The sequence below is a fragment of the Desulforamulus ruminis DSM 2154 genome, from assembly GCF_000215085.1.
In the GTDB taxonomy this organism is placed as follows: Bacteria; Bacillota; Desulfotomaculia; order Desulfotomaculales; family Desulfotomaculaceae; genus Desulfotomaculum; species Desulfotomaculum ruminis.
The window spans coordinates 1,018,441-1,030,967 of record NC_015589.1 but is presented as its reverse complement, the minus strand read 5'-3'; the positions used below and the strand labels follow the sequence as shown (position 1 = coordinate 1,030,967).

General features: G+C 49.8%; 13 protein-coding genes and 4 tRNA genes. 6 read left to right on the top strand and 11 right to left on the bottom strand.

The window, feature by feature from the left end; genetic code table 11:
• The first annotated feature begins 234 nt into the window (after positions 1–234).
• A complete protein-coding gene (locus tag DESRU_RS05115) occupies positions 235–750 on the top strand; it encodes a hypothetical protein (RefSeq protein WP_013841048.1) in 516 nt (171 codons plus the stop codon).
• 110 nt (positions 751–860) lie between these two features.
• On the opposite strand, the gene DESRU_RS05110 is transcribed toward DESRU_RS05115, so the two are convergent.
• A complete protein-coding gene (locus DESRU_RS05110) occupies positions 861–2,339 on the bottom strand; it encodes a hypothetical protein (RefSeq protein WP_013841047.1) in 1,479 nt (492 codons plus the stop codon).
• 190 nt (positions 2,340–2,529) lie between these two features.
• On the opposite strand from DESRU_RS05110, the gene DESRU_RS05105 reads away from it, so the two are divergent.
• The 3 genes from DESRU_RS05105 to DESRU_RS05095 all read left to right on the top strand — a co-directional run bounded on the left by DESRU_RS05105 (position 2,530) and on the right by DESRU_RS05095 (position 6,654).
• Positions 2,530–5,865 (top strand): UvrD-helicase domain-containing protein, encoded by a 3,336-nt coding sequence (locus DESRU_RS05105; protein WP_013841046.1) that lies wholly within the window; start codon positions 2,530–2,532, stop codon positions 5,863–5,865.
• Between the two features lie 215 nt (positions 5,866–6,080).
• The gene (locus DESRU_RS05100; RefSeq protein ID WP_013841045.1) at positions 6,081–6,326 is read left to right on the top strand and encodes a type II toxin-antitoxin system prevent-host-death family antitoxin; all 246 of its coding nucleotides are present in this window, start codon (positions 6,081–6,083) and stop codon (positions 6,324–6,326) included.
• A gap of 1 nt (position 6,327) precedes the next feature.
• On the top strand, positions 6,328–6,654 hold the full coding sequence (locus DESRU_RS05095; protein ID WP_013841044.1) for a type II toxin-antitoxin system RelE/ParE family toxin: 327 nt from the start codon (positions 6,328–6,330) through the stop codon (positions 6,652–6,654).
• 180 nt (positions 6,655–6,834) lie between these two features.
• Here DESRU_RS05095 and DESRU_RS05090 read toward each other — a convergent pair whose 3' ends face one another.
• The 10 genes from DESRU_RS05090 to DESRU_RS05045 all read right to left on the bottom strand — a co-directional run bounded on the left by DESRU_RS05090 (position 6,835) and on the right by DESRU_RS05045 (position 11,344).
• A complete protein-coding gene (locus DESRU_RS05090; RefSeq protein ID WP_187290614.1) occupies positions 6,835–7,080 on the bottom strand; it encodes a hypothetical protein in 246 nt (81 codons plus the stop codon).
• Positions 7,081–7,148: 68 nt separating this feature from the next.
• Positions 7,149–7,233, bottom strand: a tRNA-Leu gene (locus tag DESRU_RS05085).
• A gap of 10 nt (positions 7,234–7,243) precedes the next feature.
• Positions 7,244–7,319: transfer RNA gene (locus tag DESRU_RS05080), tRNA-Lys, on the bottom strand.
• Positions 7,320–7,330: 11 nt separating this feature from the next.
• Positions 7,331–7,405, bottom strand: a tRNA-Gln gene (locus DESRU_RS05075).
• 21 nt (positions 7,406–7,426) lie between these two features.
• A tRNA-His gene (locus DESRU_RS05070) sits at positions 7,427–7,503 on the bottom strand.
• A 167-nt stretch (positions 7,504–7,670) separates the two neighbouring features.
• Complete coding sequence (locus tag DESRU_RS05065; protein ID WP_013841043.1) at positions 7,671–8,504, bottom strand: ATP-binding cassette domain-containing protein; 834 nt, start codon at positions 8,502–8,504, stop codon at positions 7,671–7,673.
• Complete coding sequence (cbiQ, locus tag DESRU_RS05060; RefSeq protein ID WP_143758750.1) at positions 8,483–9,310, bottom strand: cobalt ECF transporter T component CbiQ; 828 nt, start codon at positions 9,308–9,310, stop codon at positions 8,483–8,485. Before cbiQ ends, DESRU_RS05065 begins: the two co-directional genes overlap by 22 nt.
• On the bottom strand, positions 9,273–9,608 hold the full coding sequence (locus tag DESRU_RS05055; RefSeq protein ID WP_013841041.1) for a PDGLE domain-containing protein: 336 nt from the start codon (positions 9,606–9,608) through the stop codon (positions 9,273–9,275). Before DESRU_RS05055 ends, cbiQ begins: the two co-directional genes overlap by 38 nt.
• Positions 9,601–10,251 (bottom strand): energy-coupling factor ABC transporter permease, encoded by a 651-nt coding sequence (locus tag DESRU_RS05050; RefSeq protein WP_013841040.1) that lies wholly within the window; start codon positions 10,249–10,251, stop codon positions 9,601–9,603. Before DESRU_RS05050 ends, DESRU_RS05055 begins: the two co-directional genes overlap by 8 nt.
• 169 nt (positions 10,252–10,420) lie before the next feature.
• Positions 10,421–11,344, bottom strand: coding sequence for a DMT family transporter (locus DESRU_RS05045; protein WP_420794910.1), 924 nt, complete (start codon positions 11,342–11,344; stop codon positions 10,421–10,423).
• A 167-nt stretch (positions 11,345–11,511) separates the two neighbouring features.
• On the opposite strand from DESRU_RS05045, the gene DESRU_RS05040 reads away from it, so the two are divergent.
• A complete protein-coding gene (locus DESRU_RS05040) occupies positions 11,512–12,216 on the top strand; it encodes an AzlC family ABC transporter permease (RefSeq protein WP_013841038.1) in 705 nt (234 codons plus the stop codon).
• Entirely contained in the window at positions 12,180–12,500 is a 321-nt protein-coding gene (locus DESRU_RS05035; RefSeq protein ID WP_041275307.1) for an AzlD domain-containing protein, read from the top strand. Before DESRU_RS05040 ends, DESRU_RS05035 begins: the two co-directional genes overlap by 37 nt.
• Positions 12,501–12,527: the final 27 nt, after the last annotated feature.

Here is a 12,527-nt window from a genome sequence, read left to right as displayed (position 1 = left end):
GACTTTATCTGCCTCGGGAAATGCTAATTGCCATAAAAAGTCGGGAGGTTTTAGCTATGACAGGTTGGACTCTTTACCAAGCCATTTCCTGGGTACTGGTCACTCTGGTGGTTGCCGTTATTTTATGGACGGGATTTAAATACTTTAAAACAAAATCTTAAGTATTATTTTTAACTTTTCCGCTTCCCTCTTCATAATATGGACTGTAACTGATTTTGAAAGGAGTCTTTTATCATGTCCGATATGGGAAGGGAAAAAGTCAAATCTTCCGCTTTGTTTGAACGAGGTTTATTGTCCGAATTCAGCGCTTCCGTCCTACCCAACAATATTAACGGCGCCACCGCCATTCCTCTGGCCACAACACCAACCACCCTGGCCGCCTTGGCCAACACATCCGCCATCCGGGTGAATAGTGTCAATGACCGGGTATGGCTAACCGGCACGGTGGGTTGGAGGGCTGTTACCCCGGCTACGGTGGGCCGGGTGGATGTGATGTTTAGAATCTGGCGTACCGCTCCCATTACAGGCACTTTAATTTTTAGCACCTTAGACAGTGCCGCTGCTTTAGACATAGACCAAACAACCAGTTTTATACACGTGGATCTAACTCCCGTTCTGACACCGGGACAACATATTGTTCCCTATTACCTAACTGCCGAACTGCCCCTGACAGGCAGCGCCGCTACCATTATTGGTCCCATTACCTTTACCGCCGCCGAAATAGAACCCAATCGCTGCGGCTGCCCCTAAGGATGATAAAATTTCTTGCTTTTGTAAAGAGGCTGAGAGTAAACAGTGTTATGTTTACTCTCAGCCTCTTTTATAAAGATTCCTTCCTATATAAAAGCAGTCCTTATAGTCTACAATCTTTTTTCTACCGCTTCAATGATGGTTTTCATGGTTTTTATCCTGGCATAATATTTGGAGTTGGCTTCCACAAGGGTCCAGGGCGCATGAGACGTACTGGTCCGTTGAAGCATCTCTTCCACCGCTTCAAGATAAAGGGGCCATTTATCCCGGTTTCGCCAGTCCTCCTCGGTGATTTTCCACGGCTTACGCTGCTGCCTTTCTATAAAGCGTTTTAATTGCTCTTCTTGCTCTATGTGCAGCCAGAACTTGACCAGCAGAACCCCGGCGCCAACCAGATACTCTTCCATTTCGTTGATTTCCCGGTAGGCTCTTTGCCATTCCGACCGGGTACAATAATTCTCCACCCTTTCCACCAACACCCGGCCGTACCAACTCCGGTCAAAAATGGTTATATGACCGGCCTTAGGCAGGTAGTTCCAAAATCGCCAGAGATAATGGTGTGCCTTCTCCAGATCATTGGGTATGGCAACCGGAACCACCCGGTAACCCCGGGGATCCATTTTTTCAGTTACCCGCCGGATGTTTCCCCCTTTCCCCGCCGCATCCCAGCCTTCATATAAGATAACCAGGGGGAGCCTTTTAAGATAGAGGGCATGTTCTATTTCCCGGATTTTCTTTTGATATTTTTTTAATTGTTCCCGGTATGTCTCCTGGTCCAGGGAGAGCTTTAAATTCACCTCCAGCAGACCCGCCTTGGCTGCCTTTGGCAGTGATTCCCCGCCTTTTGTCATTTCCCCGGAACCCCGGGAAAGGGATTGCCGCAAATGAACGGCGTCCTCTATGGCCTTAACCAGGGTGGAATATATTTTTATCGTTGCGAATCTTTGATGATGGGCCTCCACCACCGTCCAGGGAGCGTGCCGGGTATTGGTTTTTTCCAGCATTTCATTGGCAGCCTTTTGGTACAGGCCATACTGCCGGTGGTGTTTCCAGTCCCGTTCCGTCACCCTCCAGGCGGTGGCCGGGTTCTCGGCCAATTCCTCCAGCCTGGCCTTTTGCTCCTTTTGGCTGATATGCAGGAAAAACTTTACGATTAAACATCCGCTATCCGTAAGCTGTCTTTCAAAAACATTGATTTCCTCATAGGACTGTTGCCATTCTTTCTTAGCAACAACCTTTTCCACCCTATCAATTAACGTCCTGCGGTACCAACTGCGATCAAATACTGCAATCCTGCCCTGGGCCGGAGTTTTAATCCAAAACCGCCATAAAAAAGGATAAAGCCGTTCTTCCTCCGTAGGTTCCTGGATGGAGTAGACGTGAAAACCCCGGGGATCCAGGGCCTGAATCATCTGGTTGATTAAAGTCCCCTTGCCGGCCGCATCCCAGCCTTCAAAAACAACCATCACCGGAATCTTCAGTTCCCGGATCCGCCTTTGCAGTTCCGCCAGTTTCATTTCCAGGGGAGAAAAAAGCTTTTTAAAATCCTCTTTATCCATTTTTTGATTTAAATTAACCTCTTCTAACATTTCTAACCGTCCGTTCTCCTCTCCCCTATGTGACACAATTTATCCTAAAAATGAAAACGCCGCAAGATAAAAGTTCAATGGCAATAAGATTTATATTTTCAAAAAACTACTCCGTATGCGATATCTTCCGGCTCAATCTGTATTTTATGGTATAATATGACTGATTATTTTAAGAAAAGGTGTATGATTAATGTTTATTGCCGATTTCCATATCCATTCCAAATACTCCAGGGCTACCAGCAGGGACTGTGTCCCCGAAATCCTGGAAATGTGGGCCAGACGCAAAGGGATCAACGTGATCGGAACCGGGGATTTCACCCATCCGGCCTGGCGTGAAGAATTAAAGGAGAAGCTGATCCCTTCTGGAGAAGGTCTTTATGTCCTGAAAAACAATTTTCGCCAGGAGGATCCGGTGGCGGGAGCCGATTTCCAACCTCAATTCATTGTTTCCGGCGAAATCAGCTCCATCTACAAGAAGAACGGAAGGGTTCGCAAGGTACATAACCTGATCCTGCTGCCCGGCTTAGACTATGCCGAATCCATCTCTCGCCGCCTGGAGGCTATCGGCAATCTGCATTCCGACGGCAGGCCCATATTGGGTCTGGACAGCAGGGATCTGCTGGAAATCGTGCTGGAGCAGTGCCCGGAAGCCATCTTTATTCCCGCTCATATCTGGACCCCGCATTTTTCTCTGTATGGCGCCTATTCCGGCTTTGACCATATCCAGGAGTGCTTTGAAGATTTAACCCCCTATATTTATGCGCTGGAGACGGGCCTTTCCTCCGACCCGCCCATGAACTGGCGCCTTTCCGCATTGGATCAATTTACGCTGATTTCCAACTCCGACGCCCATTCCCCGGCCAACCTGGCCAGGGAAGCCAATCTTTTTGCTGCCGAGCCTTCCTATCCCGGCATCTTGCAGGCTTTAAAAAACCGCCATAGCCAGGAGTTCTACGGTACCCTGGAGTTTTTTCCGGAGGAAGGAAAATACCACTATGACGGACACCGGGCGTGCAAAGTATGCTGGAAGCCGGCGGACACAATCGCTGCGGCAGGCTTATGTCCGGTTTGCGGCGGCAAAATTACCGTGGGCGTGCTTCACCGGTTGGAAGCCCTGGCAGACCGGAAAGAGGGGTATATCCCCCCGGCGGCCAAACATTTTGAAAGCCTGGTGCCGCTTCATGAGGTAATTGCTTCCTCCATGGGTCTTTCTGCGGCCAGCGTCAAGGTAAAAGGAAAATACCAGGACCTGATCCGAAACCTGGGACCGGAGCTCTTTATCCTTCGCGAGGCCACGCTGCAGGATATTGAATTGGCCGCAGGGCCCTATATCGCCGAAGGCGTCCGCAGGTTGAGATGCGGTAAGATTGACATACAGCCGGGATTTGACGGAGAATACGGCAAAATTAAAGTCATGGACAAAAGCGAAATCACCCTGCTTTCAGGCCAGTTATGCTTTTTGAGTTCTTCTACTACAGAAAACCAACCTTCCGCCCTTAAGGAAAAAAAGGCGGCCCAAGCGCTGCCTCCGGCACCCACTTCGCCGGATGCCTGTCTCCCGGAGGGTGGTGAAGCTGCTATTAAAACGGATTCTCCGGACAGGCCTTACGGGCTGAACCCGGAGCAGTGGGAAGCAGTCTCATCCCCCCACCCGGCCATTGCGGTCATGGCCGGTCCCGGAACCGGAAAAACCAAAACCTTGGTAGGCCGTATTGCTCATATGGTTGAAAACTGCGGTGTAGATCCCTCCCGGATCACCGCCGTCACCTTTACCAATCAGGCCGCCAAGGAAATGCGCCTCCGCCTGGAGATACATTTTGGGGATAAGCGAACTGCCCGGGCAATGACCATCGGCACCTTTCATTCTTTGTGCCTGCAAATCCTGTCCAAAGGAAAGGATGGGAAGAACATTGTCCTTATTGATGAACAGAATGCCCTTTCCATGGTCGGGGACATCTTAAAGGACCTTCAATTAAAAATCTCTCCCCGGGAGGCCATGAAGCAGATCTCACTGCTGAAAAACGACGCATCAGCGACGGGAGACAAGAAAAAATCGGATGTTCCTGCGGAGGTCCACGAATTATACCGCTCACAACTGCAGCGTTACGGTGTCCTGGACTATGACGATCTCCTCCTGGAAGTACTCAAGCTCTTTGAAGGCAGCCCGGAAGAGCGCAAGAACCGGCGTCTGGAGAAGCCTTTCTCCTATCTTCTGGTGGATGAGTTCCAGGATATCAACGAGGTCCAATACCGCCTGTTGAAAGCCTGGGGCAGGAAAAGCGAAAATATATTTATTATTGGTGACCCGGACCAATCCATTTATGGCTTTAGGGGTTCGGATTTCCGTTATTTCGAAAAGTTCAAAGAGGATTTTCCCGGTCTCTGTCAGGTCCGGCTAGTACAGAACTACCGTTCCACTCCTGAAATTATCCATTGCGCCACATCGGTCATTTCCAGGGAACCCTTCCTAGGCCCCGAACGTTGCCTGGAAGCCAAAAGAGCCAAGGGCGCCCCGGTGCGTCTGATCGAAGCTCAGAATGAATTTTCCGAGGCTTTGTTTGTGGCCAAGGAGATCAATCGCATGGTTGGCGGCATTGATATGCTGGATACCCTGAAAGGATCTGCAGCCAATAAAAAAAGACCCGTGCCGGAACATCCCCGGGCCTTTTCCGACATTGCGATACTCTACCGTACCAACCGTCAGGCGCGCATTCTGGAGCAGTGCCTGCTTCAAGAAGGCATTCAATATGTGGTGGCGGGACGGGACGAGTTCCTTGGGGAGCAGCCGGTCCGCGAGGCCATTGCCTTTTTCAGTTTTTTGCTTAACCCGGGGGATATGCTTTCCCTGCGGCTATTCCTGCAAGCAGAAAGCACCTATACCGCAGACCTGAGACAAAAAGTTCTGGAAGAGTACGCGGCTCTGGAGAAAAATGTGTCTTCCCTTGTGGGAATCCTGGAAAGGATCGCTCCTCCGCCAAATATCCCGGATAAACACGGGAATTTAATTGAAAGGCTGAGGAAATATGAACCCATGGTGCATAAAGAAAAGCCCGGAAAACTGATGGCCGCCTGGATCAACGACAACGCCCTGTCAGATCTAAAATCCATGGAGCTGCTTTTACAAACAGCGGTTTTGTATGATAAAATGCCTTCTTTTATGCAAAACCTGGTGTTGGGGCAGGAAAGTGATGTTGTCCGCAATGGTGGCAAGGCTTATTCCTCCGATGCGGTTTCTTTAATGACCCTGCACGGGGCCAAAGGTCTTGAATTTCCTGTGGTGTTTCTGTGCGGCGTAAACGATGGGCTGATTCCTTTAAAGAACAGTAAGCAAGATCTTGATCCCGGGGAGGAAAGACGGCTTTTCTATGTAGGTCTGACCCGAGCCCGGGATGAACTGCTCCTGCTGACGTCCCGCACCCCTTCTCCCTTTATTGACGACTTGCCGGAAGAAAATCTTGTCACAGAGAAGGCCGGTACGCCCAAGCAAGGTCCCCAATTTAAGCAGGTCAGTCTTTTTAATCTTTAGTTTATTATTTTTTCGTTAGTTGTTTAAAGCTGTAGGGTTATGCCGAAGAAAGCCCTGGAATATGATTCCCGGCTTTCTTCAGTTTATGGGCTTTTTTATAAACATCGGTCTAGACCAAGAATATTTTTCAGTGTCCACTAAACGCCGCTGTTTTTGCTGTTGTATTTTACGAATAATTTGAGTATGATAATATCAACAAAGAAAGAGGTGATCGCATGCCAAACATCAAGCCAGTTTCCGATTTGCGAAATTACAATGAGGTTTTAAGGGATGTTGCCGCGGGCGAGCCGGTCTTTTTAACCAAGAATGGCAGAGGACGCTACGCGCTTGTTGATATTGCGGACTACGAGAAAATGCAGGCCACCATCAAGCTCATGTCACAGCTTGCCGAGGGTGAAAAGGCCGGCCGTGAAAAAGGCTGGCTGGCCGTAGAGGAAGTCGAGAAAAACTTGGGGGTGTAGTATGAAACTCCACATATCTCCCCAAGCACAAAGCGATTTGCGGGGTATCAAGGAATATATTGCTGTAGAGCTTGAGAATCCCGCAGCTGCCCTTAATACGGTTTCAAAATTAACCAAAGCGATTCGCAGGCTTTCGGATTTTCCCGGCAGCGGAGCGCCCTTATCATCCGTTATGGATGTGCAGAACAATTACCGCTTCTTGGTGAGCGGCAGTTATCTCGTTTTTTATCGGTACGAGGGCGACAGCGTCTATGTCGTTCGCGTTCTTTACGGCAGACGCGACTATATAAAAATTCTGTTCGGAGAGCCGCAAGCAGACGAAAACTAAATAACTCTATAATTCATGATTGTCATCTATGTGAATTTGAAGGCAGTAAAAAGGGTATAACTGCACCTCCCGCCGGTGCTTTTATATAAATGTGATCAACTCCATTAAGAATGGGTCGGTGTGGAAGATCGCATCAAATCCGTGAATTTCGGTCTGGGAACTCTCCCCGTCTAGAAAGGTTCAATTATAAAACTTGCATTTGATAATATGGGCGTAAGGAAACTCCTCCAACAACTCAGGGCGCTCTGCGTATTCCTGTGCGTTGTAGATATTGCCACCTTTATCGGAAAACAGGGAACGGTAAAGAACGATTTCTTTACCGTTCTCAATGCTTGCACGGTTTGCTTCGGGGCCGTAAAGGCGCCCGCCGGACGTATAGTAAGTACTTGTTTCGCTGTTTTTATTTTTACCACTCTTTTTACGCATTACAAACAAGAACAAGCTGGCGTACGCCAGCTTGTTCTTGTCGTTATGAACACTCAGGTCATTTCAAGTGGTGCGGATGAAGGGACTTGAACCCCCACACCTTGCGGTACTAGATCCTAAGTCTAGCGCGTCTGCCAATTCCGCCACATCCGCTTAAAATTATTGGTGACCCATCCGCGACTCGAACGCGGGACACCCTGATTAAAAGTCAGGTGCTCTACCAACTGAGCTAATGGGTCAAAAAATAAAATGGCTGGGGCGGCTGGATTCGAACCAACGAATGCCGATTCCAAAGACCGGTGCCTTACCGCTTGGCGACGCCCCAACAATTTCGGATATAAAAATATGGGGTGGATAATGGGACTCGAACCCACGGCCTCCAGAGCCACAATCTGGCGCTCTAACCGGCTGAGCTATACCCACCACAATGCTTTTAAATGCTTTCAAACTCGCAGGATTTATATTACCAAAGTGTGCCTACGTTGTCAAGGGTCATTCAGCCCTGACTAGAGCAAACTTTTGCAATAAAGTCTTATTCCTTTACATCCTTTAATATGCCTTGTTAAACCTTCATTTATTTATTGGTTCATTTATTTAGATTCATTTTTTGCAAGCAGCCCCTCTATCATCGCCACCGCCTCCTGCACGGTGGCCGGAACAGTCTCTCCACATAAGGAAGGAAAATGCAAAAAAATCCGGCTGACTGTAGGAAATTCTAAATGAGCGCTTTCCACAATTTCCCGGTCCGTGAGCAGTCTGGGACTGCCTTCCGCCACCAGCCTCCCGTCTTTCATTACCAGTACCTTATCGGCCCACTGAACGGCCATATCCACATCGTGAGTGGCCATTACAATGGTCTTGCCCTCCCGTTTTAAACGATCCAGCAGGGAAAACAGTTCCCTTTTCCCCGCTGGATCCAGGAAGGCCAGGGGTTCGTCCAGCACAATCATCTCGGGATTCATGGCTATCACCCCGGCAATGGCCACCCGCTTTTTTTGACCATAGCTGAGATGGTAGGGGACTTTGGCGGCATAGGCTTCCATGTTGACAAAACGCAGGGCCTCCCTGACCCTTTCTTTTAAAGTCTCCCCCTGCAGTCCCTGGTTAACCGGTCCGAAGGCCACGTCTTCCCAGACACTGGAGGAAAAGAGCTGATCATCGGGATCTTGAAACACCAGGCCCACTTGATCCCTGACCCATTTTTCGTTTTTGGCGGTGACCACTTCTCCTAATACTTTAAGAGTTCCCTGCTGCACCGGATGAATGGCATTAAAGTGCAGCAGCAGGGTGGTTTTGCCGGATCCATTGGGTCCCAGCAGGGCCACCCGGCTTCCCCGCTCAATATTGAGGGTCAGCCTGTCCAAAGCCTTGGTACCGTCTTTATATTGAAAGGAAAGGTCTTTTACTTCAAATGCCCAAACCATCGGGCTCCCCCCAGTTCAAGAAATTTTATGGTCCAGGCCACCGCGATCATGGCCGTTCCCCAGCCCAGGTCCAAAAGGCGGATTTTAGCAACAGGACCGGAGCCCTTCCATTGGCCGCTGTACCCCCTGGAGAGCATGGCATAATACACCCTTTCAGCCCTTTCGTGGGACCGTAAAAAAAGCATGGCAATGCAACGGCCCAGGGTTTTCATGGTATGACCGTGCCAAAAATTTCTGCCCATCCGGAATCCCCTTGACTTGGCCGCCCTCTGCATTTGGACCAGCTCCTCCTGCAGCACGGCAATATACCGGAGAGTAAATTCAATAATCATAATTAAGAAGGCCGGTACACCCAATTGGCGAAAGGCGCTGCCAATGTCGCCAATGGAGGTGGTGGCGGTTAAAAAGATCATTCCCAAGAAAGCGGCGGTCATGCGCAGGCAGGGAAGGACGGCGCTTTCCCAGCCTTCCCTGGAAGCCACCAGTTGAACAAAACCCAAATCCAGACTGAACAAAGGCTCGCCGGGAATTACCAGCGGCAGGGTGACGATGACCAGCCCTCCGAAAGGAATCAGGTAGAGCAGCCGCATGAGGATACGCTTCAGAGGGACGCCTGCCAAAAGGGCGGCGGTCAGAAGAAAAATTCCCGCAGCCATTAACATGGTTTTATGCTGCAGCGTGGTTATCGTGATAATAAAGATCATCAGGGAAACCACTTTGACTCTGGGATCCACCTGCCGGACCCAGGATCGGCCCACGCTGCTGTCCTCAACGCCCCTCATGCGCTTCGCGGTTCCCCATGGCATCAGCGGCAGGATGGGTCTCTTTTTTAACCAGCAGTCTCCGGAGACCCACAATCAGACCAAAGGTCAACAGAGTTCCCACAATACCGGCTGCCCCGGTGGCTACAGACTCATCGCCAATGCCGGGCATGATATAATCCGGTATGGGGGAGTTGAGAACCTCTTTGCCCTCCGCGTTGACCAGAAAATGAAGCTCCTCCGCAACCTTCTCCAGACCGTCCGGATGCGGCGAAGCCCAGGGAGATAAAAAGGACGCCACCAGGAGAGATATTAGCAAACCATAACATAGTTTTTTATTCATAACAGGCTTCCCCCTTTTTCAATCCGTTGGGACAGTAGCCCGCATTCAAAACCACCAGCACCACCACAGCCGTGATTAAACCTTCTCCAATGCCAATCAGAGCATGGACTCCCAGCATTGCCGGCAAGGCCACCGACAAGGGAACCGTTCCGGAAACAGCCAGTTCCAGGGCTACCGCCAAAGCAGCCATCATGACCGAAGTCCATGAGGCTAAAAAGGCGACAACAGCAATGCCCGCCGGACTCTTGGTATACTTTTTAAAAAGGCCATAAATGGCTACCGAGGTCCAAACCCCCACAACGCCCATGTTGAAGATGTTGGCTCCCAGAACGGTCAGCCCTCCGTCAAGAAAAACAAAACACTGAATGGCCAATACGCTGGTTAGAACAATGCTGGCACTAAAGGGTCCCAGCAGGGCTGTGGCCAAGGCCGCTCCCAAAAGGTGTCCGGAGGTGCCTCCGGCAATGGGGAAATTGATCATCTGGGCTGCAAACACAAAGGCCGCCATCACGCCCAGGGTCGGGACCTGCCGGTCGGTAAGCTGTTCCCGGGTCTTTTTAAGACTGTAGCTTAACGCCCCGGCACTTAAAACCGCAGCAGCAGCCCAAGTCTTGGTGTCCAGAAACCCATCTGGAATATGCATCCATATCGCCTCCTAAAAAATAAAAAGCCAACGGAGCCCCGGTCCTTCCGGATGCATACCTTTTTGGCTTTCCTGCTCTAAGCAATACTTATCTCTCAGTGCCTCCATGGCACCGTCTGTTTTTATTTTTATTCGTGATCAACCAGGATATTCCTCCAACCGGCTCCACTTAAATAGGACTTTTTTGTGTTTTGGTGACTTTAACCGCCCCGGCCCGGGGTAAACACTGGATGAAAACCACGCCGGACAAGATCATACCGCATCCCAGCAACTGCAGCGGATACATCCTCTCTCCCAGCACCAGAAAAGCCACCGCCGCGGCCACAACCGGTTCCAACGTGCTGGTTAAGCCGGTAATCACGGTGCTCAAATCTTTAAGCCCTTTGAAATACAGGCCAAAGGGAATCACCGTGGCGAAAACGGCAATATAAAGAAAGAATCCCCATTCGTTGGCGCTGTGCCCCACCAGGGTTACCCAGGGTGGCGTTAAAAGGTTCGCTCCCAGGGCCCCGAAACCAAATCCATAAACCAGCAGGGTCCAGGGATTTAAACCGGATAAACCGATCTTGCCGTAAATGGTATAAAAAGCCAGGGACAGGGCAGATACGATGCCGCTGATGAATCCCCGGGTGTTGACGGCAAATCCCCCGCCGGGAACTCCTACCAAAATCAGGTAACCACCCCCCAGGGTCAATAACAAGGCGGCCAGCTTGGCTCCCCCCACCCTTTCCCCTTGAAAGGCAAAGGCATAGGCAACCATCATACCGGGGGCTAAATACTGTAAAAAAACAGCGGTGGCCACATTGGTCTGGCTGATGGTATAGAAATAACTGAACTGCACCATGGCAATTCCCAGACCCAGGATGGTAAGGTAGCGTAAATCGGATTTCTTTACCCGCAGCAGATCTGGTTTAGCAAAGGCCAGATAAGCAAATAAAATCAGAAAGGACAAAGTCAAGCGGACGGTAACCAGATGAAAGGGGTCCACCTGCTGATTGAACAAATATTTCGCCACTGTTCCGGAAATACCCCACAAACTGGTGGCACCCACTAAAAATAAAAAACCCCGAACATATTGATGCAAAGGGTACACCTCCCGAAGCATATTTTAGCACATTCAACCGAATCGGCATATGGCCTTCTGGCGGAACAGTGAAATTGGACAGGTAAAATTTAAAAGATTGGATATGTACAATTCCCTGAAGGTTTTGCTATGATTAGGCCAATATTTTTAGCTCTAGTAAGCAGGGAGGTTCGTAATTGTTGCGCTTAGAATTTAAGGAAGGCGTACAGGCCGCTGTACCGCTGGTTTTCGGCTATTTTCCCATCGGCATGGCCTTTGGCGTGCTGGCAGTCCAGTCCGGAATGAGCATTGCCGAGATTTTTATGATGTCACTGCTGGTCTATGCCGGTTCCTCACAATTTATCGCTGCAGGTTTACTGGCAGCCCAGGCGTCCGTTGGAGCCATTCTTTTGACAACCTTTTTGGTTAACTGCCGCCATCTGTTAATGACCGCCTCTCTGGCGCCCTTTGTCAAGAACATCAGCCCCAAGATTTTATCACTGCTGGGGTTCTGGGTAACTGATGAGACCTATGCGGTTTCCATCAGCACGGTGGTAAAAAAACAAAAAAGCCAGGGGTATTTCTTCGGTCTTTTTATAACCGCCCACCTGGCATGGCTTTCCAGCACCGTCCTGGGCGCGGTACTGGGAAACTTCATCCCCGAGCCGCAAAAATTTGGTCTGGACTTTGCTCTGCCGGCCATGTTCATTGCCCTGCTGATTCTTCAAGTACGGCATAAAAAGGCCGTTGCCATTATCCTTGTATCTTCGATATTGTCCATTTGCTTTAAACTCAACCTGGCCGGGAACTGGAACATTATCCTGGCTACCATCATCTCAGCCACGATCGGAGTGTGTATTGATAAATGGATGCAAAAGTCCTCACTGTCATCATCGGTATGATGATTGTTACCTATATTCCCAGAATGCTGCCCCTGGCCATTTTATCCAGAGTGACTATTTCCAAGGGAGTCCTGGACTGGCTGGGCTATGTGCCGGTGGCGGTGTTGTCGGCCCTCCTGGCTCCCGAACTCCTGATAAAAAACGGAGAACTCAACCTGCATCTGTCCAACACGTATATGCTGGCTGCCATTCCCTGTTTTATTGCCGGTATCTACAGCAAAAATATTTTTGTTACCGTTATTACGGGAATGATGATGGTGGTTCTATTGAATAAATTAATGTAAACCATAAATTAATTCACTTTATCCGGT